This window comes from Roseibium sp. (assembly GCF_965229775.1).
Lineage (GTDB): Bacteria > Pseudomonadota > Alphaproteobacteria > Rhizobiales > Stappiaceae > Roseibium.
The window spans coordinates 631065-653215 of record NZ_OZ245929.1; the positions used below are offsets into that span (position 1 = coordinate 631065).

Below are 22151 nucleotides of genomic sequence, written 5' to 3' on the forward strand. Positions count from 1 at the left end.
CGCTTCGCTCACGCAGATTTCTGGATTCCAGATCAACGTTCGGCATTGCCTCACTTGTCTGGAATGACGGTCGGGGAACGTCACTCCTTCCGTTGCCGCACCGTACGAACATCGTAAGATAGTGGGTTGAACAGCAGTGGATCACTGCCTGACAAAGACGCCCCATTTTGGGCTCAATCCGACAACGTGCTCAATTGTGTGTGAATGAGTTGATGAGAAACTCATTCAAGGGCATCACCGCACGAGATCCATGTCGGGTTAACCCGGACTGCGGCGCTCCCAACCAAAGCACCAGACCCGAACACGGCCCCGTTTCACGTGGGGAACCGGGGCGAATTCGCCGCTCGCGGGTGATGTGACTTGACCAATCCGGCGGAAAGTTTCACTGTTAATAAAAAATTTTACACGCGGAAAGTTTCAGCCGCTGACCGCACGATCGGCAGCAACCTGGAACCGGATATCTAGGGCGGAGTGTCAGGGCAAACACATGACGGAACGCAAAATCAGGAATATGGAAGAATTTGCTTCCGTCAGCGGCATCTCAAGGCCGACCGTTTCGAAGTATTTCAACGACCCGGAAAGTGTGAGGCAGTCGACGCGAGAACGGATCGAGCAGGCCCTCGAGCGTTACGACTTCCGCCCCAACATATTCGCAATCAACCAGAATCGCCGCCTGACCAAGAACGTCGGCATCGTCGTGCCCTACCTGGCCGATCCGTTCTTCGCGGAAATCGCGCGGAACATCGAACATCGCTGCCTGGACGCCGGCTACTGGCCCATCCTGTTCAGCGCTCACGGTCAGCAGACCCTGGAAAACGACATCCTGAACAGCCTGCGCTCCCTGAAGCCGGCCGGTGTGCTGCTGGCGCCGCTCGGCCGCGCATCGGACCGCAGCTCCATCGAAAAGTTCTGCAGGGATGTTCCTACCGTCCTGTTCGACAGTAATCTCGATGGCATCGGCGAGGCCTTTGTCGGTTCGGATAATTTCAGTTTTGTCTCGCAGACGGTGGAATACCTGACGCGGTCCGGCGAGCCGCCTTGCTTTTTCGAGATGAAGACGCCGGCCAACCCGAACGCCAACAAACGCCGCATCGCCTTTATCGAGGTCATGGAACGGCTGGGTCTTGAACCCCATGTCGTGCGGGTCGAGGGCGAAGGCTGGGCGTTTGAGGAAATCGGCCATGAGGGTGCCATGCGCATTCTGGAAGTCCACGGCTTCCCGACCGATACCGTCCTGTGCAGCAACGACCGACTGGCGATCGGGCTTTTGTCGGCTTGTTACGAAAAAGGGCTCCGGGTCGGCCGTGGTGAGGGCTGCGCCCTGCGCGTTGCCTCGCATGACGACCATCCGTTTTCCCGCTTCACCTGCCCTTCCTTGACCACGGCCGCACATGATTATGACTCGGTCGCCAACCATGCATTCAGCACCCTGATGGAGCTGATCGAGGCCGGCGGGACATTCAGCGATCGCCAGGAAACCCTTTTCGCAGCAAGACTTATACTACGCGCGTCCGCCTAAAATTTTACGCGCGCAAATTTTTTCTTGACGCCAGCCAATTTATGCCTCAGGCTCTCTTCAACATCCAAGCCAGGGAGGACATAGGATGTCGTTGAAGAACGCATTACGTGCGGTCACCGCACTTACTTTGATTACTGCCACCAGCGCCTTTGCTGACACGATCACCATTGCCACCGTGAACAACGGTGACATGATCCGCATGCAGGGCCTGACGGAAGACTTCACCAAGAAAACCGGACATGAAGTCGAGTGGGTCACGCTCGAAGAGAACGTGCTGCGCCAGCGCGTCACCCAGGACGTTGCCGCCAAGGGCGGTCAGTTCGACATCATGACCATCGGCATGTACGAAACACCGATCTGGGCAGCCAACGAATGGCTCGTGTCTCTCGCCGATCTGCCGGCAAGCTACGACGCGGATGACATCCTGCCGGCCATGCGCGCCGGTCTCAGCCATGACGGCACGCTGTATGCGGCTCCGTTCTACGGCGAGTCCTCGATGATCATGTATCGCACGGACCTGATGGAAAAAGCCGGCCTGACGATGCCGGACGCACCGACCTGGAGCGACGTTGAAGCCGCTGCCAAGGCAATGACCGACAAGGACAACGAGATCTATGGCGTTTGTCTGCGCGGCAAGGCCGGCTGGGGTGAGAACATGGCGTTCATCACCACCGTTGCCAACTCCTTCGGCGCACGCTGGTTCGATGAAAACTGGAAGCCCCAGCTCGACACGCCGGAGTGGAAGGAAGCCGTTACATTCTACAACAACCTTTTGAACAACTATGGCCCTCCGGGCGCATCGACCAACGGCTTCAATGAAAACCTTGCGCTGTTCCAGCAGGGCAAATGCGGCATGTGGATCGACGCGACGGTTGCGGCATCCTTCGTGACCAACCCGAACGACTCCACCGTTGCCGACAGCGTCGGTTTCGCGCTGGCGCCGAACAAGGAAGGTGTCGACAAGCGCGCAAACTGGCTCTGGGCCTGGGCGCTCGCTATTCCGGCCGGTACCCAGAAGGAAGCGGCTGCCAAGCAGTTCATCGAATGGGCGACCTCCAAGGAGTACATCGAACTGGTGGCTTCCAAGGAAGGCTGGGCAAACGTGCCTCCGGGCGCACGCACCTCTCTCTACCAGAATCCTGAGTACCAGAAGGTTCCGTTTGCCGCGATGACGCTGGACAGCATCAACGCCGCCAACCCTGACAGCCCGACCGTCCAGCCGGTCCCTTATGTCGGCATCCAGTATGTCGCGATCCCCGAATGGGCAGGTATCGGCACGGCTGCCGGACAGGAATTCTCTGCAATGGTCGCTGGTCAGCAGACCGTCGAGGAAGCCCTGTCGAAAGCTCAGGCGAACACCGCCGAGGAAATGGAAGCCGCCGGCTACTAAGTTTTTCCTCCCCACTTGGGAGGGCGGAAGACAATTCCGCCCTCCCTTTTTATTAAGCCCCTACATCCCCTCGCTCCGCTCGCAACGGTAGACTGCTGCCGTCAACAGAGAAGGTGTGTCCATGGCTACGCAGCATTCACGCTCCGCCGCTCGCATCATGATGGCTCCCGCGGTCATCCTGCTGCTCGGCTGGATGCTCATCCCCCTCACGATGACCCTGGTCTTTTCTTTCAAGAGATACCTGCCCCTTCGCGGCGGCGATCTCGGATGGATCGGTTTCGACAACTACGTCCGTTTCGTGTCGTCCAGTGCCTTCTGGCCGAGTGTTCAGACCACTTTGATCATTGTGGGCGGCGTCCTCGCGATCACAATTGTTTTCGGAATTCTGCTGTCCATTCTTCTGGACCAGCCGATGTGGGGCCAGGGTGTCGTCCGGATCCTCGTGATCGCACCGTTCTTCGTCATGCCGACGGTTTCCGCCCTTGTCTGGAAGAACATGTTCATGGATCCGGTGAACGGGCTGTTCGCGCATCTCTGGAAAGCTTTCGGGGCGCAGCCGATTGAATGGCTGAGCGATGCTTCGCTCTTTTCGATCATCCTGATCGTCTCGTGGCAGTGGCTGCCCTTTGCGACGCTGATCCTGCTGACGGCGATCCAGTCGCTCGACAGCGAACAGCTTGAGGCTGCCGAGATGGACGGCGCACCGCCGCTCTCCCGCTTCGCCTATATCACCCTGCCGCACCTCTCGCGCGCAATCACGATCGTGCTTCTTATCCAGACGATCTTCCTGCTCGCGATCTTTGCGGAAATCTTCGTGACCACCAGTGGCGCGTTCGGCACGCGAACGCTGACATACCTGATCTACCAACGCGTTCTGGAGAGCCAGAATGTCGGTCTCGGATCCGCTGGCGGCGTCTACGCAATCATCCTGGCCAACATCGTTGCCATCTTTCTGATGCGCATCGTCGGCAAGAACCTGGACACCTGAGGAGGGAACGACATGGCACGTGCTGTAACCACCCGCCGGAAGACGATAAACACGGTCGCCGCATGGGCAATCGGTTTGCTGATCTTCTTCCCGATCCTCTGGACCATCCTGACCAGCTTCAAGACCGAGGCCCAGGCGATCAACGACCCGCCCCTGTTCCTGTTCTTCGACTGGACACTGGAAAACTACGCGGTCGTCCAGGAGCGCTCCGACTACATGCGGTTCCTGTGGAACTCGGTGATCATCGCCGGCGGATCCACGATCCTCGGCCTCATCATTGCCGTTCCCGCCGCCTGGTCCATGGCCTTCGTGCCCTCCAAGCGCACCAAGGACATCCTGATGTGGATGCTGTCCACGAAAATGCTGCCGGCAGTCGGCGTGCTCTATCCGATTTACCTGCTCTTCATCGAGCTGGGTCTGCTGGATACCCGCATCGGCCTGACGATCGTGCTCATGCTGATCAATCTGCCGATCATCGTCTGGATGCTCTACACCTACTTCAAGGAGATCCCCGGAGAGATCCTCGAAGCGGCCCGCATGGATGGCGCAACGCTGAAGGAAGAGATTCTCTACATCCTGACGCCGATGGCCATTCCCGGCATCGCCTCCACGCTGCTGCTCAACGTCATCCTGGCATGGAACGAAGCCTTCTGGACGTTGAACCTGACGGCGGCAAAGGCAGCACCGCTCACGGCCTTCATCGCGAGCTACTCCAGTCCGGAAGGCCTGTTCTACGCAAAACTGAGCGCCGCCTCGACAATGGCGATCGCCCCCATCCTCATCCTTGGTTGGTTCAGCCAGAAACAACTCGTACGCGGCCTGACATTCGGCGCGGTCAAATAGGAGTTCCCGACATGGGTCAGATCACTCTCAATCAGATCACCAAGAGCTTCGGCGACGTACAGGTGATCCCGCCGCTGGACCTGCGTATCGATGATGGCGAGTTCGTTGTCTTCGTCGGACCTTCGGGATGCGGCAAGTCCACCTTGCTGCGCCTGATCGCGGGCCTCGAGGACATTACCAGCGGTGTCATCGACATCGACGGCAAGGATGCCACCGAGGTTCCCCCGGCCAAGCGCGGCCTGGCCATGGTGTTCCAGTCCTATGCGCTCTATCCGCACATGTCAGTGCGCAAGAACATCGCCTTTCCGCTCAGGATGGCGGGCCTCGACAAGGCCGAACAGGACAAAAAGGTGAACGCGGCCGCCAAGGTGCTGAACCTGACGGACTATCTGGAACGGCGTCCGGGGCAACTGTCGGGCGGTCAGCGTCAGCGCGTTGCCATCGGCAGGGCGATCGTGCGCGAACCGGCCGCCTTCCTGTTCGACGAACCCCTCTCCAACCTCGATGCGGCCCTGCGCGTCAACATGCGTCTGGAAATCTCAGAACTGCACCAGACCCTCAAGACGACGATGATCTACGTGACCCACGACCAGGTCGAGGCCATGACCATGGCCGACAAGATCGTGGTGCTTCAGGCCGGCGTGATCGAACAGGTGGGATCCCCCCTTGAGCTCTATCACACACCGCGCAACCGATTTGTTGCCGGCTTCATCGGCTCGCCGAAGATGAACTTCATGATGGGAAGTTTTTCCGCCGAGTACGACGCGGCAACGATCGGCATCCGTCCCGAACACATCTCCGTCTCTCATACCGAAGGCAAATGGTCGGGCAAGGTCGGCGTTTCGGAACATCTGGGCTCCGACACGTTCCTCTATGTCGATGTGGACGGCCTGGACGATCCGGTCACCGTCCGCTCCACCGGCGAAATCGCCTTCCGTCACGGCGATACGGTTCACCTGACCCCCGATGCCGACAAGATCCATCGCTTCGACAATCAGGGACTGAGGATGGCGTGATGCGACTTGAAGGCAAATCCGCCCTGATCACCGGTGCCGCACGCGGCATCGGCAAGGCCTTTGCGGAGCGCTATGTCCGCGAGGGCGCAACGGTCGCGATCGGGGACATCGACATGGACCGGGCGCAGGAAAGTGCCGCTGAGATCGGTCCTGCCGCCTATGCCGTCTACCTCGATGTCACGGACCAGAATTCCATCGAAAAGGCGGTTGCCGCTGTCGAGGAAAAAACGGGCGGGCTAGATATTCTCATCAACAATGCCGCTCTGTTCGATCTTGCCCCCATCGTCGAGATCACACGGGACAGCTACGACCGGCTTTTCAATATCAATGTTGCCGGCACGCTGTTCACCATGCAGGCGGCGGCGAAGTCGATGATCCGGCGCGGCAAGGGCGGCAAGATCATCAACATGGCAAGCCAGGCCGGCCGCAGGGGAGAGCCTCTTGTCGGCGTCTACTGCGCAACCAAGGCCGCTGTCATCAGCCTGACCCAATCGGCGGGCCTGAATCTGATCAGCCACGGCATCAACGTCAACGCCATCGCCCCGGGTGTCGTCGACGGGGAACACTGGGACGGTGTCGACGCCCTCTTTGCAAAACACGAAGGCCTCGCGCCCGGCGAGAAAAAGGCCGCCGTCGGCAAGTCCGTGCCCTTCGGCAGGATGGGTACGGCGGAGGATCTGACCGGCATGGCCGTTTTTCTCGCATCCGCGGATGCCGAATACATCGTGGCCCAGACCTACAACGTGGACGGTGGCAACTGGATGAGTTGACCCATGACAACAAAGCTGAACATGACTGCGCTTTCCTTGCTTCCGGACGCCATCGCGAAACCGGCTTTCGACAGGTCTTCACTTTCCGCCGGGATCCTTCACATCGGTGTCGGCAACTTTCACCGCGCCCACCAGGCGGTTTATCTGAACAGGCTGTTCGAACAGGGCGAAGGTCATGATTGGGCGATCGTGGGGGCAGGCCTCATGCCCTACGACAAGGCAATGCGGGACCGCCTGCAGACACAGGACTGGCTCACCACGATCGTTGAACTCGATCCGGACGGATTGAGCGCACATGTATGTGCCTCGATGATCGACTTCATCGATGTCGATCCTGCTGTTCTGATCGACCGGCTGTGCCAGCAGGATATCAGGATCGTCTCCCTCACCATCACCGAGGGAGGCTATTTCGTCGATCCCAATTCAGGCGGCTTCGACGTCTCGCACCCGGAGATCCTGGCAGACCTGGAAAACCCCGAGGCTCCATCGACCGTCTTCGGCGTGCTGGTCGCCGCGCTCATGAAAAGAAGAGCGGCAGGGGTTGCGCCCTTCACCGTCATGTCCTGTGACAACCTGCCGGAGAACGGCCACATGGCCAAGCAGACCGTCGTCGGTTTTGCCCGGGCCATGTCGGCGGAGGTCGCCGGCTGGATCGAACAGAACGTCGCCTTCCCGAATGGTATGGTCGACTGCATAACCCCCGCCACCGGGGACCGCGAACGCACGCTCATCCGCGAGACGTTCGACGTGGAAGACGCCGCCCCGGTCGTCTGTGAACCCTTCCGGCAGTGGGTTCTGGAGGACAAGTTCCCGACGGGTCGTCCCGCTCTTGAAAAAGTCGGCGTCGAATTCGTCTCCGACGTGGCCCCTTACGAACTCATGAAACTGCGCATTCTGAACGGCGGCCACGCGGCGATCGCCTACCCCGGTGCGTTGCTGGGTCATCATTTCGTCCATGACGCCATGGCCGATCCGCTCATCCGCAGCTATCTCACGAAACTGGAAATCGAGGAGATTCTCCCGACCGTGCCGGAAATCCCGGGCGTCAGCTTTCACGCCTATCTCGAAACGGTGATGGAGCGCTTCTCGAATTCGGCCGTCGGCGACACCATCCCGCGGCTATGCCTGGACGGATCGAACCGCCAGCCGAAATTCATCCTGCCGTCGATCCAGGACAGGCTTCTGCAAAACAGGCCGGTCAGGGGGCTGGCGCTGGAGACGGCGCTGTGGTGCCGCTACTGTCTTGGATACAACGAGGCCGGAAACAGCATCGCGATCGAAGACGAACATGCCGACGTTTTGCAAACCTGGGCGCAGGATGTCTTTTCCGGTGCCACGTCGGCAAGAATGCCCGACCTCTTCGGACCGCTCGGCGACGACCCGGCCTTTCTTGCGGAGTTCAACACCGCGGCCGAACGGCTGCGCACGCTGGGAGTTGCGGGAACCCTGTCGGACTATGTGGCTCCGTCGGATGAAACGGCTTCCGGTTCGCATCCGCTTTCTGCCTGACGCGGCCGCCCCCCATTGAATTCCTGCACCTGATCGCCGGAAGTTGAAGATCCGTGTAGCGACGTCTGCACGGCGACGCATTACCTGTTGTCCGGCAGGCGTGCAGCGCCGGCATTCATGCAGACTTGAAGCAGGGTACCAAGATGATCAGGTTGAGCCGTCGTGAAATTCTGGCTGGGAGCGCCGCCCTCACGGTCACGGGCACACCGTCTTTTGCCCAGGACGCGGACCTGGGAGCGCTCGGCCTGGCCGAGCCCGCTTTCAACGTGGACGCGGAACTCAATATTCCGGACCTGACGGGGGCGATCCATCAGCTCGAGGATTATCGTGGCAAGACGGTCGTCGTCTCGTTCTGGGCGACCTGGTGCCCGCCCTGCCGCAAGGAAATGCCGACGCTGGCGCGCCTCGGGCGCGAACTCGGCACCGACGACTACGCGGTGCTTGCCGTCAATGTCGGCGACAGGCAGGACAAGATCGAGGCCTTTCTCGACCAGATCGACCATGAAGGCATGGCGATCCTTCTGGACAACAAGAAGGACATGCCGTCGAAATGGTTCCTGCGCGGATTGCCGGTGACCTATATTGTCGACGCGAACGGCAAGGTCGCCCTCGGCGCCATCGGCGAGCGCGTCTGGGATTCGCCTGAAATGATTGCCGGGATCAGGTCGGTCGACCAGGCTTCTTGAGCAAGGCGTTGGTCGTCCGCGCAATCGACAGTTTTAGATTTCCGTCCGCATCCGGTATCCGGGTGCGAAGATCAGACGGACATGGGTGATCGGCTGCTCCCCGGCCCAGGTGATCCGTTCCATCGCAAAGAGGGCAGAGCCCGCCTCTGCATCCAGCTTGCCGGAGAGGGTCTGGTCGGCACTGACCGCGAAAAACGACAGGTCGCCCTGGCTGTAGGGTGCGTTGTGCACCAGCCATTCATTGGCGCTGATGTCGTTGAATGACATGTCGCGGGCCTCGGGAGCCGCCTCCAGATTGATGTAGCGCTCCTCGAACGCATAGGGACGTTCGTTCGCGAAGTGGAGCGTCTTCAGAAAGAGGACATTTTCTCCCAGCGACACCTGAAACGCGCCATGCAGCCTGGGCGGCAACGGCCTAAGGTCCCGCTCCAGGATCAGGTGGCGATAGGGCTGTCCGAGCGACTCCACCTCTTCGCGCAGGATAGGGATGGTCAGCGTGGCCCTTTGCGGGGGATTGACGGCAACGCGTGTCCCGGCCCGGCGTTTGCGCACCACGAGACCGCTTTCGGCGAGATCGCGGAGCGCACGGTTGACGGTGGTGCGGGCACAGCCGAATTCCTCCGCCAGATCGGCCTCGTGGGGAATCTGTTCCCCGGGTTGCCAGATCCGGTCGTGTATCCGGCGCAAGAGCACCTCTCGGATACCTGTCCAGGAATTGGTGTCGGTCAGCGTCAAGTCACGGTCCTAAAGTCTGTTTCGAAGCCTTTTCATGGTCGCGCGGTACGCCGCACGGATCGCGTCGCCTTTTACATGTTTTCCACCGCGAACAACATGCCTGCCCGCCGACCAGACATCGCTCGCCATCCCGTCATCGCCTGCAAAGATATAGGCGTCGAGGATCTCGTCCCCTTCGCGCCCTTCCAGATCGATCGCCGCTGCATCCAGTGCAAGCAGATCCGCGAAACGTCCCTTTGCGATCCCGCCGGCATTTCGTCCCGCAGCCTGCGCACCGCCCGATACGGCTCCATCGAAGAGCACGCGTCCCGTCGACTTTTGCGATGTCGCGATGGTGGCGCGGCTTTTGTCCCGGAGCCGCTGCGAATATTCCAGCGTTCTCAGTTCTTCTGAGAGCGAAATGCGGATATTGGAGTCGGACCCGACACCGAACCGGCCGCCCGCCTGCAGATAGCGGACGCCGTCGAAGATACCGTCGCCAAGGCTTGATTCCGTGATCGGGCAAAGCCCGGCAACCGCTCCCGATTTTGCAAGGCCAAGCGTCTCTTCCGGCATCATCTGGGTACAGTGGATCAGGCACCAGTTCGAAGACACCTGGTGATTGTCCAGCAACCACGCGACCGGACGGCGTCCTCTTGCATTAAGCAGTTCGTCCACTTCGCCGACCTGTTCGGCCAGATGCATGTGGACAGGGCGTTCGCCAGCCAGGGCGACCGCACCGGCAAGTCCCTTCTCGCACACGGCCCGAAGCGAATGCGGCGCAACACCGAGAACCGCGTCGGCCGCCAGCGCCTTCAGGGCATCCCCTGCCTGCTCATGAAGCCGGGCGAACCGGTCGGGATCGTTCCCGAACCGGATCTGGCCCGGAGCAAGCGCCCGCTTGTCAACGCCGCCATATTGATAGAGCACCGGGAGATGGGTCAGCCCGATCCCGGTTTCCGAAGCCGCGGCGATGATCCGCACGGACAGTTCGGCAAGATTGTCGTAAGGCACGCCGCCTGGCTGGTGGTGCAGGTAATGGAACTCGCCGACCGCCGCATAACCGGCCTCGAGCATCTCCATCTGCACGAAGGCCGCGATCGCCTCGACATCGTCCGGGCCGAGCACATCCAGAAAGCGGAACATGATCTGACGCCAGGTCCAGAAACTGTCGCGCCCTCCCTCCCCGCGCCGCTCGCTCATGCCCGCCATGGCCCGCTGAAAGGCATGGCTGTGCAGGTTGACCGGAGCGGGGAGAAGAATGCCGGTGCGCACACCTGCAGGAGCCTGCCCTTGCTCGACCGCAGAGATCGACCCGTTTTCGGAGATCGAAACGAGGACATTCTGCGCCCATCCGTCGGGCAGGAGCGCCTTCTCCGCAAAAACAGTGGCACCGGAGCGTGTCGACATACCGCGTTTCCCTCGTTGACACGTTAATATGTGCATGCATATTATCTTATAACGCAATCTAATCAAGCCGGAGATCATTCTTGTCCCGACGCCTCCTGACCAATGCCGGCCTGGCAACATTCGCCGACATTGCAGCGCCCTACGGCCTGGTCGAGGACGGTGCGTTGGCGCTTGAAGACGGTGTGATCGCCTGGGCGGGACCTGAAGCGGACCTTCTGCCGGAATTCGCGGACTGGCCGAGGGAAGACCTTGGCGGATGCCTTGTGACACCCGGTCTGATCGACTGCCACACGCATGTCGTCTTCGGTGGCAACCGCGCCCGCGAGTTCGAAATGAGGCTCGAAGGCGCGACCTATGAAGAGGTTGCCCGCGCCGGCGGCGGGATCGTGTCGACGGTCAGGTCAACACGTGCCGCAAGTGAAGACGCCCTTCTGGAACAGGCCCTTCCGCGCGTCGACGCGCTTCTTGCCGAAGGCACCACCTCGCTCGAAATCAAATCGGGATACGGGCTCGATCTGGACACCGAACTGCGCATGCTGCGCGTCGCCCGGGAAATCGGCAAGGTCAGACCTGTCGGCATCCGCACGACTTTCCTGGGCGCCCACGCGGTACCAGCGGAATACAAGGGCCGCGCGGACGCCTATCTGGACGAGATCTGCCTGCCTGCGCTGGAGGCAGCGCATGATGCCGGACTTGTGGACGCCGTCGACGGGTTCTGTGAAGGCATCGCGTTTACGCCCGATCAGATTGCCCGCGTCTTCGACAGGGCGCGGGACTTGAACCTGCCGGTCAAACTCCATGCCGAGCAACTTTCCGATCTCGGCGGCACCGAACTGGCGGCGTCCTATGGCGCGCTGTCGGCGGATCATCTGGAATACCTATCCGAAAAGGGTGTCGAGGCGCTCGCAAGCAGCGGAAGCGTCGCCGTGCTTCTGCCCGGCGCATTCTATACGCTGCGGGAAACGCAACTGCCGCCGGTTGATCTGCTGCGTGCGCACAAGGTGCCGATCGCGCTCGCGACGGATTGCAATCCCGGCTCCTCGCCGCTCGCCTCGCTGCTCCTGACGCTCAATATGGGCTGCACGCTGTTCCGCATGACCCCGGAAGAAGCCCTGGCCGGGGTGACCCGGGAAGCCGCCAGGGCCCTGGGCCTGTCCGATCGTGGCACGCTTGCAGCCGGAAAGCGCGCTGACCTGGCCATCTGGAACGTCGCTCATCCGGCGGAACTCAGTTACCGCATCGGATTCAACCCGTTGAAAGAACGCGTTTTCGGAGGCTCACAATGACCGGCCTCACACTTGATCCCGGCCGTGTCACGCTCGCAGAACTTGAGCGTGTCTACAGGGAACAGCTTCCGGTCCGTATCAACCGGGCTTCGGAAGCCGCCATTCGCAAGGCATCGGAGCGGGTCGCGCAGGCAGCACGCGGTGATGTGGCCGTCTACGGCGTCAACACCGGCTTCGGAAAACTCGCCAGTGTCAAGATCGCGGCAGGCGACACGGCAACGCTCCAGCGCAACCTGATCCTGTCCCACTGCTGCGGGGTCGGCGAACCGCTGGATGAGACCACCACCCGCCTGATGATGGCGCTCAAGCTTCTGTCGCTCGGGCGCGGTGCGTCGGGCGTACGCTTCGAAGTCCTGGAACTGATCGAGAATTGCCTCTCAAGAGGCGTGACACCCGTCGTGCCGTCTCAAGGATCGGTCGGAGCCTCGGGCGACCTTGCCCCGCTCGCGCACATGACCGCCGTTCTCATCGGTGAAGGCGAAGCGACATTTGCGGGCGAACGGTTGCAGGGCCGGGATGCGCTTGAAAGGGCGGAGCTTGCGCCTGTCGTCCTTGGCCCCAAGGAAGGCCTCGGCCTGATCAACGGCACCCAGTTTTCCACTGCCTGCGCACTTGTCGCCCTTTTCGACAGCTGGCGTCTTGCCGAAGCGACGCTGATCACCGCAAGCCTCTCCACCGACGCCATCATGGGATCGACAGCACCCTTGCTGCCGGAAATCCACGCGTTGCGCGGTCATCGCGGCCAGATCGAAGTGGCTCAAGCGATGCGGCAGATCATGACCGGGTCGGAAATCAGGGAGAGCCACCGCGACGGCGATACCCGCGTGCAGGACCCTTATTGCATCAGGTGCCAGCCACAGGTTGCCGGTGCTTGCCTCGACCTGTTGCGCATGGCCGCCTCAACCCTGGAAATCGAGGCCAACGCGGCAACCGACAATCCGCTTGTTCTGATCGACGCGGACCGGATCGTGTCGGGCGGCAATTTCCATGCAGAGCCGGTCGCCTTTGCCGCAGATCAGATCGCGCTCGCCGTTGCAGAACTCGGGGCGATTGCCCAGCGCAGGGTTGCCCTGATGGTTGATCCGACGCTGTCTTTCGACCTGCCGCCGTTCCTCGCAAAGGATCCGGGTCTCAATTCCGGCCTGATGATCGCGGAGGTCACGACGGCAGCGCTGATGAGCGAAAACAAGCATCTCGCCAATCCCTGTTCGACGGACTCCACCCCCACAAGCGCGAACCAGGAGGACCATGTCTCCATGGCCGCGCACGGGGCTCGGCGGCTTGGCCGCATGAACGCGAACCTGGCGCATATTCTCGGCGTGGAACTCCTGTGCGCGGTCGAGGGGATCGAACACCGGGCACCGCTGAAAACCAGCCCCGCCCTGCAGTCCGTCATCGGCAAACTGCGCGCCGAGGTTCCACGTCTCGATGAGGACCGCTATCTTGCGCCCGATCTGGAAACGGCAGCCGACCTTGTGCGCACGCGCAGCCTGGTCGCCGCCGTTTCAGACGATCACATCATCAGACTGGGGGCGGCAAATGACTCCGTTTGAGGTAACAAGGGGCGACGGGCCGGTCGTGCTGGGTATCCCGCATTCAGGCACCTTCGTGCCCGAAGACATCTGGAAGCGTCTCACGCCCCTTGGACGGAAACTGGCCGACACCGACTGGCATGTGGACCGGCTCTACACAGGACTGTTGCCGGGCGTGACAATGGTGCGCGCCAATTTCCATCGCTATGTCATCGACGCCAACCGCGATCCCGAGGGCGTCAGTCTCTACCCCGGCCAGAACACGACGACGCTCTGCCCGACAACGGATTTTGACGGAAGGCCGATCTACCTCGAAGGCGAAGCACCCGACGACGGGGAAATCGAGGCCCGTCGGCTTGCCTGGCACGCGCCCTATCATGCCGCGCTGCAGTCCGAGCTCGAACGGGCTCGGGAGCGTCATGGCGGCGCGATCCTCTACGATTGCCATTCCATCCGTTCGCTCGTGCCGTATCTCTTCGAAGGAACGCTGCCCGACTTCAACATCGGCACCAATGGCGGGACCACCTGCGCACCGGAGATCGAACGCGCTGTTGTCGAGCGGACCGAAAACGCAAACGGCTTCACCGCAGTGCTGAACGGACGCTTCAAGGGCGGCTGGACCACCCGCCACTATGGCAGGCCTGAAGAGGGGTTTCACGCCATTCAGATGGAACTTGCCCAGAAGACACATCTGGCAAGCGAAGACACGCCGTTCGACTACGACGCAGACAAGGCACAAAAGCTTCGATCCCATCTCGGGGACATCCTCGAAGCGCTTGCAGCCCTTGCGCCGACGCTTGCCCAAAAAGCCAGACAAGATCCAGGGAGCGCATCATGACCGATCGCCGACACAATGCCCGCGACGTCTATCCGCCGACGGGGACGGAGTTGAACGCCAGATCCTGGCTGACGGAAGCCCCGCTCCGCATGCTGATGAACAACCTCCATCCCGATGTCGCGGAAAACCCGCACGAGCTGGTGGTCTATGGCGGCATCGGCCGCGCGGCCCGGACATGGGACGATTTCGACCGGATCGTCGCGAGCCTCAAGCAGCTCGACGAGGACGAAACCCTGCTGGTCCAGTCCGGCAAGCCGGTTGGCGTGTTCCGAACCCACAAGGACGCCCCGCGTGTGCTGATCGCCAACTCCAACCTGGTGCCGAACTGGGCCAACTGGGACCACTTCCACGAGCTCGACAAGAAGGGGCTCGCGATGTACGGCCAGATGACGGCCGGGTCCTGGATCTATATCGGCACGCAGGGCATCGTTCAGGGCACTTATGAAACCTTCATGGAGGCGGGCCGTCAGCACTATGACGGTAATCTGAAAGGCCGCTGGATCCTGACCGGCGGGCTCGGCGGCATGGGCGGCGCACAGCCTCTGGCCGCGGTCATGGCAGGTGCCTGTTGCCTGGCTGTCGAATGCGACGAGAAAAGCGCGGACTTCCGCCTGCGCACGCGCTACGTCGATGAAAAGACCCATTCCCTCGACGAGGCCCTGGCGCTGATCGAGAAGTGGACGAAGGCTGGAGAAGCCAAGTCCGTCGCCCTGATCGGCAACGCGGCGGACGTCTTTCCCGAACTGGTCAGGCGCGGCGTCAAGCCGGACATCGTGACCGATCAGACCTCTGCGCATGACCCGGTCAACGGTTACCTGCCGCAAGGGTGGACCGTGGCCGAATGGCGTGCAAGGGCGGAAACGGATCCCAAGGCCGTTGAAAAAGCCGCACGGGCGTCGATGAAGGTCCATGTTGCCGCCATGGTCGAGTTCTGGAACCAGGGCGTGCCGACGCTGGATTACGGCAACAACATCCGCCAGGTCGCACTGGAAGAAGGCCTTGAAAACGCCTTTGCCTTCCCCGGTTTCGTGCCGGCCTATATCCGCCCGCTGTTCTGCCGGGGCATCGGCCCCTTCCGCTGGTGCGCCCTGTCCGGCGACCCCGAAGACATTTACCGCACCGATGCCAAGGTCAAGGAACTCATCCCCGACGATCCGCATCTGCACAACTGGCTCGACATGGCCAGGGACCGCATTGCCTTTCAGGGACTGCCCGCGCGGATCTGCTGGGTCGGCCTCGGTCAGCGCCACCGGCTCGGCCTCGCGTTCAACGAGATGGTCAGGACAGGGGAACTGAAAGCGCCCGTCGTGATTGGCCGCGACCATCTTGATTCCGGTTCCGTGGCCTCACCCAACCGGGAGACGGAAGCAATGAAGGACGGTTCGGACGCCGTTTCCGACTGGCCGCTTCTGAATGCGCTGCTCAACACCGCCTCCGGCGCGACCTGGGTGTCGCTGCATCATGGCGGCGGTGTCGGCATGGGCTTTTCACAACATTCAGGCATGGTCATCTGCTGTGACGGCAGTGAAGATGCTGCACGGCGGATTGAACGCGTGCTTTGGAACGACCCGGCCACCGGTGTGATGCGTCACGCCGATGCCGGATACGAGATCGCGCTCGACTGCGCGAAAGAACAGGGGCTTAACCTGCCGGGAATCTTGGAGGAATAAAAACCACGGCAGGACACTCCGAACCCAAATTCGAATCGAGGGGTAGAACGATGAAAAGACGTGACTTTCTGAAAGCCGGCGCGACCGGTACCGCCGCCGTCGCGGCCACGACCCTGGCCGCACCTGCCGTCGCGCAGGACATCCGCCAGTGGCGCATGGTCACCGCCTGGCCGAAAAACCTGCCGGGACCGGGCGTCGCCGCACAGATGCTTGCCGACCGCATCACGGCGCTTTCCGGCGGACGGATCGAGGTCAAGCTGTTTGCGGCGGGCGAAATTGTTCCGGGCAACGGTGTCTTCGACGCGGTCGGTCAGGGCACTGCAGAGCTTTATCACGCGGTCCCGGCTTATTGGGGATCGAAGTCCAAGGGCATTCTCTTGTTCGGCTCGCAGCCATTCGGTTTGACCGCGCCGGAACAGGCCGGCTGGCTGATCCATGGCGGCGGCCAGGCGCTTTACGACGAGATCTACGGCGGTTTCAATCTCAAGCCGTTCCTGTGCGGCAATTCCGGCCCTCAATGGGCAGGCTGGTTCCGCACCGAGATCAACAGCGTCGATGACCTGAAAGGCCTGAAGTTCCGCTCGACCGGCCTTGCATCGGAAATGTGCTCCAAGCTCGGCATGGCGGTTCAGGCGATGAGCGGTCCGGCGATGTTCCAGGCACTGCAGTCCGGCGCGCTCGACGCGGGCGAGTTCATCGGCCCCTGGACGGACAGCGCACTCGGCTACTACCAGATCGCCAAGAACTACTACTGGCCGGGTGTCGGCGAACCGTCTTCCGCAGAAGAATGCGCCGTCAATCTGGACGCCTATAACGACCTGCCCGATGACCTCAAGGCGGCCGTCTCCCATGCGTGTGCGAGCCTCTACAACGACGTCCTCACCGAGTACAACACCAAGCACGCGCAGGCGCTCTCCCAGCTCGTCAACGAGCATGATGTGATGGTGCGCAAGTTGCCGGACGAAGTCATCATCGCAATGGGCAACGCGGCCGGCGAAGTCATTGCCGACTTGCGCGCCAGCGATGACGAACTGATCAAGCGCATTACCGAGAGCTTCCTGGCCTATCGCAAGCTGATGCATGAATACATGCCCTACGCCGACAATGGCCAGATGAACGCGCGGCTGCTCGATTACAAGTACGACTAGAGGGCCATTTAGCCGGCGAACTTCCCAAGATCGAGGGACCTACGGGTCCCTCTGAAAACCTGTTGTCATCCCTGCGAAGGCAGGGATCCAGTAGACGCAGGCCGCACAAGAACCATGAGCTCCGCGGTGTACTGGATCCCGGATCTTCGCTGCGCTCCGTCCGAGATGACAAGTCAGGGCAATTCTGATTCAAATTGAGTCTGACATCGAGGCAGGATCATCCGCAATGGAACGACTGGCGGGCGTGCTGGAGCGCGTCAATTCATTGATAGGCAACATCTTGTGCTGGGCGGCGCTTTGCATGCTGCTTCTGCAGTTCGTGATCGTTCTCTTGCGCTATGTCTTCGGTTACAGCTACATCTTTCTGGACGAGGGCGTGCTCTATCTGCATGCCAGCCTGTTCATGCTCGGTGCGGGATACACCTTCCTCGTCAACGCGCATGTGCGTGTCGACATTTTCTACGCCAAGTGCACCGAACGGACACAGGCGTGGATTGATCTCTTCGGGCATCTGTTCCTCCTGACACCGGCCCTCATCCTGCTGATCTGGTTTTCCTGGCCCTATGTGCGCGGCAGTTGGGCGATCATGGAAGGCCCGATTTCGGTCGGCGGCATCCCGGCCTCTTATCTCCTGAAAACACTGATCCCGGCCTACTGTGTGTTGCTGCTCATTCAGGGCATCGCGGCGTTCATCCGCGATCTCGTCAGACTGAAGGGAGCCGGCGCATGAGCCTGCCGCTCGACCTCATCATGTTCGGCGCGCTGATCGGCTTCATCCTGCTCGGTTACCCGGTCGCTTTCACCATTGCCGGTGTCGCAACGGGTTTTGCGCTTCTCGGCTGGATGCTGGGCGACTTCAACATTCAGCTCATGGGCGCGATGGGACAGCGGTTTTTCGGAGTTCTGATCAACCCGGTCCTGACGGCGATCCCGCTGTTTGTCCTGATGGGTGTCATCCTTGAGAAAAGCCGTATCGCGGAAGAGCTCCTGGAGACCATGGGACGCCTGTTCGGCCGCATGAACGGAGGGCTCGGCGTCTCGGTGGTGCTTGTCGGTGCGCTGCTGGCAGCATCCACAGGCATTGTCGGCGCGACGGTGGTTGCGATGGGTCTCATCGCACTGCCCACCATGCTGCGCAACGGCTATGACCCGAAGCTCGCCTCCGGCATGGTCTGCACGGCCGGAACACTCGGCCAGATCATACCGCCCTCGACGCTTCTGATCATCCTGGCCGATGTCATGTCGAACGCTTTCCAGCAGGCCCAATATGCGCAGGGCAAGTTCACGATCGAAACCATTTCCGTCGGTCAGACATTTGCCGCTGCCATGGTCCCCGGTTTGTTGCTGGTCGTGGTCTACTGCGTCTACATTCTGGCCCGCGCCAGGCTGTTTCCGAGCGACGCTCCGGCGATGCACGAAAAGGTCGACCAACCCTCGGCCAGGGAAATCCTCGCGGCAATCGTTCCACCCATCCTTCTGATCTTTGCGGTTCTCGGCTCGATCCTCGGCGGCATCGCCTCTCCGAACGAAGCCGCCGCCGTCGGCGCCGTCGGGGCAGTCCTCCTCGCCGGCCGCCGCCTGGGCGTTTCGACAAGGCTGATCGTGGCCGCGACCCTGGCGCTGCTGATCCTCGCGGTCGCCGCCACCCTGTTGCCGGTCCGCCTGCAGCGCTCCGATGTCACCGCCGCCGGTTATCTGCTCGCCGCAGTCTATGCAGGCCTCGCCATCTTTGCACTTGGTGTCGTCCTTCGCATCCTCTGGGCCGCCTTCCGCGACGGGCTTCTGAAAGCCTCGCTGCTGTCGACCCTGACCGTTACCTCGATGATCTTTGCAACGATCCTGATGGCCAGTTTCTTCTCCCTGGTCTTTGTCGGCCTCGGCGGCGAGGACAGGGTGCATGCAATCCTCAACGAGATGCCCGGCGGTCCCGCAGGGGCGCTGATTTTCGCGATGCTGTTCGTGTTCGTGCTCGGCTTCTTTCTCGACTTCGTGGAGATTTCCGTCATTCTGCTGCCGGTTCTGATCCCGCCGCTTATCCTGATGGGCATCGATCCCATCTGGCTGACCGTCCTGATCGCGATCAACCTGCAGACGTCGTTTCTGACGCCCCCGTTCGGTTTCTCCCTGTTCTATCTGAGGGGCGCCGCTCCGAAGGAAATCACGACCGGCCAGATCTATCGCGGCGTCGTGCCCTTCATCGCCCTGCAGGCCGTTGCGGTTGCTATCTTGTGGCTGTTCCCGATCCTCGCCACCTGGCTGCCCCGCACGCTTTATTGAGCCATCGACGCGTCCGCGGCGCCATCTCCGGCACTCAGCAGACGGCCCTTGAGCGTCAAGATCCGGTCATAGGCGGCATCGATCTTGCGCGCCAGGTCCGGATCAGTCGCCGCTGCCGCCTCGAGAATGTCGGCGACCTTTGCGGGGATCGCCGGATCCGGACGCTTGTCATTGGCAAAGAGCAGAATGTCGGTGCCCGCCATGACTGCCTTCAGAACGGCTTCCTTCAGTGTGAAATTCCACCAGATGGCGTCCATCTGTATGTCGTCTGAAATGATGACGCCGGTAAAACCCAGGTCCCCGCGCAGCACGCCGGCCAAGGCATCTTTCGAGAGAGACATGGGGACGGTCCTGTTCGCTCCCGCGATGGTCCGGTTGATGACATGTGCCGTCATCACAAGGTCGGCCATGCCGTCGGCGATGAGTTGCCGGAACGGGATCAGTTCGTCCTCCGACCATGTCCGCGTGATGTCGACAGCGCCCTTGTGGCTGTCCCGAAGGCTCGACCCGTGACCCGGAAAATGCTTCAGCGCGGTCAGAACTCCGTGCGCCCTGTGCGCGGAAACAAAGGCCGCACCGTATGCGGCCACCCGTTCCGGATCGGACGAGTAGGACCGGCCCAGCCTGCCGATGATCGGATTGCGCGGATTTGCATCGACATCCACGACCGGCCCCAGATTGAGGGTAAATCCCCAGTCGGCAAGATTTTCGGCTAGCACTTGGTAGGTGCGCCCGGCATCGATCGGGCTGCCCTTGCGTGCAAGTCGTTTTGCCGACGGCGTCTCCGGAAACCCGTCTCGGCCTCTCAGCCTTTGCACCCGCCCGCCCTCCTGATCGATCGCGATCAGCGGCGGCAATGCGGTTGGCGCGGCCGCGCGGAAAGCCGCATTCATGCGCTGGACGGTCTTCCTGTTTTTCAGGTTTCGTCCGAGATAGAGAACACCGCCGATTTCGCCGGCCTCCAGCTGCTCCAGAACGGTCCTGACGCCGGTCCGGGAGGGCGTCATTCCGACGAAGCCGACCAGAATCATCTGGCCGATCTTCTGCCTGATCGGGATCTCTTCGGCTTTCGCGGCGGTCCGCTCTGGCGCTTCAACCGCAATCTCGGACCGCGCGGGGAGTTGCGCAGCCAGGATGGACAGGCTCGCCAGAACAGCGGCGGCTGCGTTCCTGAAGGGTGCCTTCATGCCGGTCTCCGGACCTTCGACAATGTACCTCGAGATCTAAGATATGGCGGCAACCCAGCTTTTCACGTCAAACTTCCCGGCCTCAGCCCGCAAGTTCCCGCGCGCCGGCTTCCAGAGCCGCCTCGGTCTGGGCCAGGTCGGCTTCCGTAAGCGCCAGATGCGCATAAAGCTTGCTGTCGGGTTTCAGGATACCGCTTTTGCGCAGGCTACGATTGAGTATCTTGGCCCTGTCGGCATCATTCCTGAACATGTCCCGGTAATTTCTTACCGGCTGATCCGTGAAAACGACGTCGAACAGGAAGGGTTCGCCGACGATCTGGTGGGCAATGCCTGCGGCATCCAGATGGGTCCGGTATGCCGCCATCAGACGTTCGCCGTTTTCCCGGATGGTTTCATAGGCACCCGGGCGCCTGAGGATTTCCAGGGTCTTGAGGCCCGCAACACTGGCAATCGGATTTCCGCTCAGGGTCCCGATCTGGAACGTGAAGCCGTCGGCACCGGCAATGGACTTGTCGAAATGGTCCATGATCTCTTTCTTGCCGGCGATCGCGGCCAGCGGGAAACCGCCGCCGATGATCTTGCCGAGCGTGCACAGGTCCGGCGTGACACCGTAATATTCCTGCGCCCCGCCATAGGCAAAGCGGAAGCCGGTCACCACCTCGTCGAAGATGAGGACAATGCCGTGCTTGCTGGTCAGCTCCCTGAGCGCCTGCAGGAAGCCCGGTTCCGGCGGGATCAGACGCTGCAGCGGTTCGACGATCACGCAAGCGATTTCATTCGCATGCTCTTCGATCAGAGAACTGACGAACTCCGCGTCATTGAAGGGTGCGATCAGCATATTGTCGCGCACGCTTTCAGGAATACCGGCCGAGTCGGGAACGGCCTGCGGAAAGTTGATCAGCCTGGTTGGCGACAGGCTCATCAGCGCCTCGCCGGACATGCCATGGTAGCCGCCCTCGAATTTCAGGATCTTGTCGCGCCCGGTAAAGGCCCTGGCGAGGCGCATCGCGTACATGTCCGCCTCACCGCCGGTCGACACGTAACGCACCTGATCCGCACAGGGCACCGCCTCGACCAGCACTTCGGCAAGTTCGATCCCGCGCGCATTGTTGGCGAAGAACGTCATGCCGTCGGCAAGCTGTTCCTGCACGGCTTCCAGAACTTCCGGGTGGCCGTGCCCGAGGACCATCGGCCCGGAGCCGATCAGGTAGTCGATGAACTCATTGCCGTCCTCGTCCCAGACCCGCGAGCCCTTGCCATTGCGGATGACGACGCCCGGATCGAAATTGCCGAACCCGGCAGCCGGCAGCACGGCGGCCGCGCGCGCTTTCCAGTCGCCTTGTGAAATGGATGTTTTCATCTGCAAAC

The 22151-nt window shown here is 61.4% G+C and carries 19 protein-coding genes; 15 read left to right on the forward strand and 4 right to left on the reverse strand.

Going from position 1 to position 22151, the window contains the following annotated elements; genetic code table 11:
• Positions 1-487: 487 nt before the first annotated feature.
• The 8 genes from ACO07N_RS02705 (at position 488) to ACO07N_RS02740 (ending at position 8721) form a co-directional block, all read left to right on the forward strand.
• Positions 488-1519 (forward strand): LacI family DNA-binding transcriptional regulator, encoded by a 1032-nt coding sequence (locus ACO07N_RS02705; protein WP_421979550.1) that lies wholly within the window; start codon positions 488-490, stop codon positions 1517-1519.
• Positions 1520-1604: 85 nt separating this feature from the next.
• Entirely contained in the window at positions 1605-2909 is a 1305-nt protein-coding gene (locus ACO07N_RS02710) for an ABC transporter substrate-binding protein (protein WP_421979551.1), read from the forward strand.
• Positions 2910-3030: 121 nt separating this feature from the next.
• Positions 3031-3897 (forward strand): carbohydrate ABC transporter permease, encoded by an 867-nt coding sequence (locus ACO07N_RS02715; RefSeq protein WP_421979552.1) that lies wholly within the window; start codon positions 3031-3033, stop codon positions 3895-3897.
• A 12-nt stretch (positions 3898-3909) separates the two neighbouring features.
• Complete coding sequence (locus tag ACO07N_RS02720; RefSeq protein ID WP_306144942.1) at positions 3910-4740, forward strand: carbohydrate ABC transporter permease; 831 nt, start codon at positions 3910-3912, stop codon at positions 4738-4740.
• An 11-nt stretch (positions 4741-4751) separates the two neighbouring features.
• Complete coding sequence (locus tag ACO07N_RS02725) at positions 4752-5756, forward strand: ABC transporter ATP-binding protein (RefSeq protein WP_421979553.1); 1005 nt, start codon at positions 4752-4754, stop codon at positions 5754-5756.
• Positions 5753-6526: an L-iditol 2-dehydrogenase gene (locus ACO07N_RS02730; protein WP_421979554.1), complete on the forward strand. Its 774-nt coding sequence runs from the start codon at positions 5753-5755 to the stop codon at positions 6524-6526. Before ACO07N_RS02725 ends, ACO07N_RS02730 begins: the two co-directional genes overlap by 4 nt.
• Before the next feature lie 3 nt (positions 6527-6529).
• Positions 6530-8035, forward strand: coding sequence for a mannitol dehydrogenase family protein (locus ACO07N_RS02735; protein WP_421979555.1), 1506 nt, complete (start codon positions 6530-6532; stop codon positions 8033-8035).
• A 143-nt stretch (positions 8036-8178) separates the two neighbouring features.
• Entirely contained in the window at positions 8179-8721 is a 543-nt protein-coding gene (locus ACO07N_RS02740; RefSeq protein ID WP_421979556.1) for a TlpA family protein disulfide reductase, read from the forward strand.
• A gap of 33 nt (positions 8722-8754) precedes the next feature.
• Here ACO07N_RS02740 and ACO07N_RS02745 read toward each other — a convergent pair whose 3' ends face one another.
• Both ACO07N_RS02745 and ACO07N_RS02750 read right to left on the reverse strand, forming a co-directional pair.
• Positions 8755-9456 (reverse strand): UTRA domain-containing protein, encoded by a 702-nt coding sequence (locus ACO07N_RS02745; protein ID WP_421979557.1) that lies wholly within the window; start codon positions 9454-9456, stop codon positions 8755-8757.
• Between the two features lie 9 nt (positions 9457-9465).
• Positions 9466-10845 carry a formimidoylglutamate deiminase gene (locus ACO07N_RS02750; RefSeq protein ID WP_421979558.1) on the reverse strand — a complete coding sequence of 460 codons (1380 nt, stop codon included), beginning with the start codon at positions 10843-10845 and terminating at the stop codon, positions 9466-9468.
• A gap of 80 nt (positions 10846-10925) precedes the next feature.
• On the opposite strand from ACO07N_RS02750, the gene hutI reads away from it, so the two are divergent.
• The 7 genes from hutI to ACO07N_RS02785 all read left to right on the forward strand — a co-directional run bounded on the left by hutI (position 10926) and on the right by ACO07N_RS02785 (position 19596).
• Positions 10926-12131, forward strand: a complete 1206-nt coding sequence (gene hutI, locus ACO07N_RS02755; RefSeq protein WP_421979559.1) for an imidazolonepropionase — start codon at positions 10926-10928, stop codon at positions 12129-12131.
• Positions 12128-13684 carry a histidine ammonia-lyase gene (gene hutH / locus ACO07N_RS02760; protein WP_421979560.1) on the forward strand — a complete coding sequence of 519 codons (1557 nt, stop codon included), beginning with the start codon at positions 12128-12130 and terminating at the stop codon, positions 13682-13684. Before hutI ends, hutH begins: the two co-directional genes overlap by 4 nt.
• The gene (hutG, locus tag ACO07N_RS02765) at positions 13671-14501 is read left to right on the forward strand and encodes an N-formylglutamate deformylase (RefSeq protein ID WP_421979561.1); all 831 of its coding nucleotides are present in this window, start codon (positions 13671-13673) and stop codon (positions 14499-14501) included. Before hutH ends, hutG begins: the two co-directional genes overlap by 14 nt.
• The gene (gene hutU, locus ACO07N_RS02770; RefSeq protein WP_421979562.1) at positions 14498-16171 is read left to right on the forward strand and encodes a urocanate hydratase; all 1674 of its coding nucleotides are present in this window, start codon (positions 14498-14500) and stop codon (positions 16169-16171) included. The genes hutG and hutU overlap by 4 nt, the downstream gene beginning before the upstream one ends.
• 50 nt (positions 16172-16221) lie before the next feature.
• Positions 16222-17319 carry a TRAP transporter substrate-binding protein gene (locus tag ACO07N_RS02775; protein ID WP_421979563.1) on the forward strand — a complete coding sequence of 366 codons (1098 nt, stop codon included), beginning with the start codon at positions 16222-16224 and terminating at the stop codon, positions 17317-17319.
• Between the two features lie 226 nt (positions 17320-17545).
• The gene (locus ACO07N_RS02780) at positions 17546-18049 is read left to right on the forward strand and encodes a TRAP transporter small permease subunit (protein ID WP_421979564.1); all 504 of its coding nucleotides are present in this window, start codon (positions 17546-17548) and stop codon (positions 18047-18049) included.
• Positions 18046-19596 carry a TRAP transporter large permease gene (locus tag ACO07N_RS02785; RefSeq protein WP_421979565.1) on the forward strand — a complete coding sequence of 517 codons (1551 nt, stop codon included), beginning with the start codon at positions 18046-18048 and terminating at the stop codon, positions 19594-19596. The genes ACO07N_RS02780 and ACO07N_RS02785 overlap by 4 nt, the downstream gene beginning before the upstream one ends.
• Here the strand turns inward: ACO07N_RS02785 and ACO07N_RS02790 are convergent.
• Together ACO07N_RS02790 and ACO07N_RS02795 are read right to left on the reverse strand one after the other, a co-directional pair.
• Complete coding sequence (locus ACO07N_RS02790) at positions 19590-20783, reverse strand: glycoside hydrolase family 3 protein (RefSeq protein WP_421979566.1); 1194 nt, start codon at positions 20781-20783, stop codon at positions 19590-19592. The genes ACO07N_RS02785 and ACO07N_RS02790 overlap by 7 nt on opposite strands.
• An 82-nt stretch (positions 20784-20865) precedes the next feature.
• Positions 20866-22143: an aspartate aminotransferase family protein gene (locus ACO07N_RS02795; protein WP_421979567.1), complete on the reverse strand. Its 1278-nt coding sequence runs from the start codon at positions 22141-22143 to the stop codon at positions 20866-20868.
• Between the last annotated feature and the right edge of the window lie 8 nt (positions 22144-22151).

What these genes read in the sequence shown, in the direction of transcription:
- ACO07N_RS02720 (WP_306144942.1), top strand. Translation starts at nt 3,910, where the DNA reads ATGGCACGTGCTGTAACCACCCGCCGGAAGACGATAAACACGGTCGCC.
- ACO07N_RS02715 (WP_421979552.1), top strand. Translation starts at nt 3,031, where the DNA reads ATGGCTACGCAGCATTCACGCTCCGCCGCTCGCATCATGATGGCTCCC.
- hutH (WP_421979560.1), top strand. Translation starts at nt 12,128, where the DNA reads ATGACCGGCCTCACACTTGATCCCGGCCGTGTCACGCTCGCAGAACTT.
- ACO07N_RS02780 (WP_421979564.1), top strand. Translation starts at nt 17,546, where the DNA reads ATGGAACGACTGGCGGGCGTGCTGGAGCGCGTCAATTCATTGATAGGC.
- ACO07N_RS02705 (WP_421979550.1), top strand. Translation starts at nt 488, where the DNA reads ATGACGGAACGCAAAATCAGGAATATGGAAGAATTTGCTTCCGTCAGC.
- ACO07N_RS02790 (WP_421979566.1), bottom strand. Translation starts at nt 20,783, where the DNA reads ATGAAGGCACCCTTCAGGAACGCAGCCGCCGCTGTTCTGGCGAGCCTG.
- ACO07N_RS02725 (WP_421979553.1), top strand. Translation starts at nt 4,752, where the DNA reads ATGGGTCAGATCACTCTCAATCAGATCACCAAGAGCTTCGGCGACGTA.
- ACO07N_RS02775 (WP_421979563.1), top strand. Translation starts at nt 16,222, where the DNA reads ATGAAAAGACGTGACTTTCTGAAAGCCGGCGCGACCGGTACCGCCGCC.
- hutU (WP_421979562.1), top strand. Translation starts at nt 14,498, where the DNA reads ATGACCGATCGCCGACACAATGCCCGCGACGTCTATCCGCCGACGGGG.
- ACO07N_RS02710 (WP_421979551.1), top strand. Translation starts at nt 1,605, where the DNA reads ATGTCGTTGAAGAACGCATTACGTGCGGTCACCGCACTTACTTTGATT.
- ACO07N_RS02740 (WP_421979556.1), top strand. Translation starts at nt 8,179, where the DNA reads ATGATCAGGTTGAGCCGTCGTGAAATTCTGGCTGGGAGCGCCGCCCTC.
- hutG (WP_421979561.1), top strand. Translation starts at nt 13,671, where the DNA reads ATGACTCCGTTTGAGGTAACAAGGGGCGACGGGCCGGTCGTGCTGGGT.
- ACO07N_RS02735 (WP_421979555.1), top strand. Translation starts at nt 6,530, where the DNA reads ATGACAACAAAGCTGAACATGACTGCGCTTTCCTTGCTTCCGGACGCC.
- ACO07N_RS02785 (WP_421979565.1), top strand. Translation starts at nt 18,046, where the DNA reads ATGAGCCTGCCGCTCGACCTCATCATGTTCGGCGCGCTGATCGGCTTC.
- ACO07N_RS02795 (WP_421979567.1), bottom strand. Translation starts at nt 22,143, where the DNA reads ATGAAAACATCCATTTCACAAGGCGACTGGAAAGCGCGCGCGGCCGCC.
- ACO07N_RS02750 (WP_421979558.1), bottom strand. Translation starts at nt 10,845, where the DNA reads ATGTCGACACGCTCCGGTGCCACTGTTTTTGCGGAGAAGGCGCTCCTG.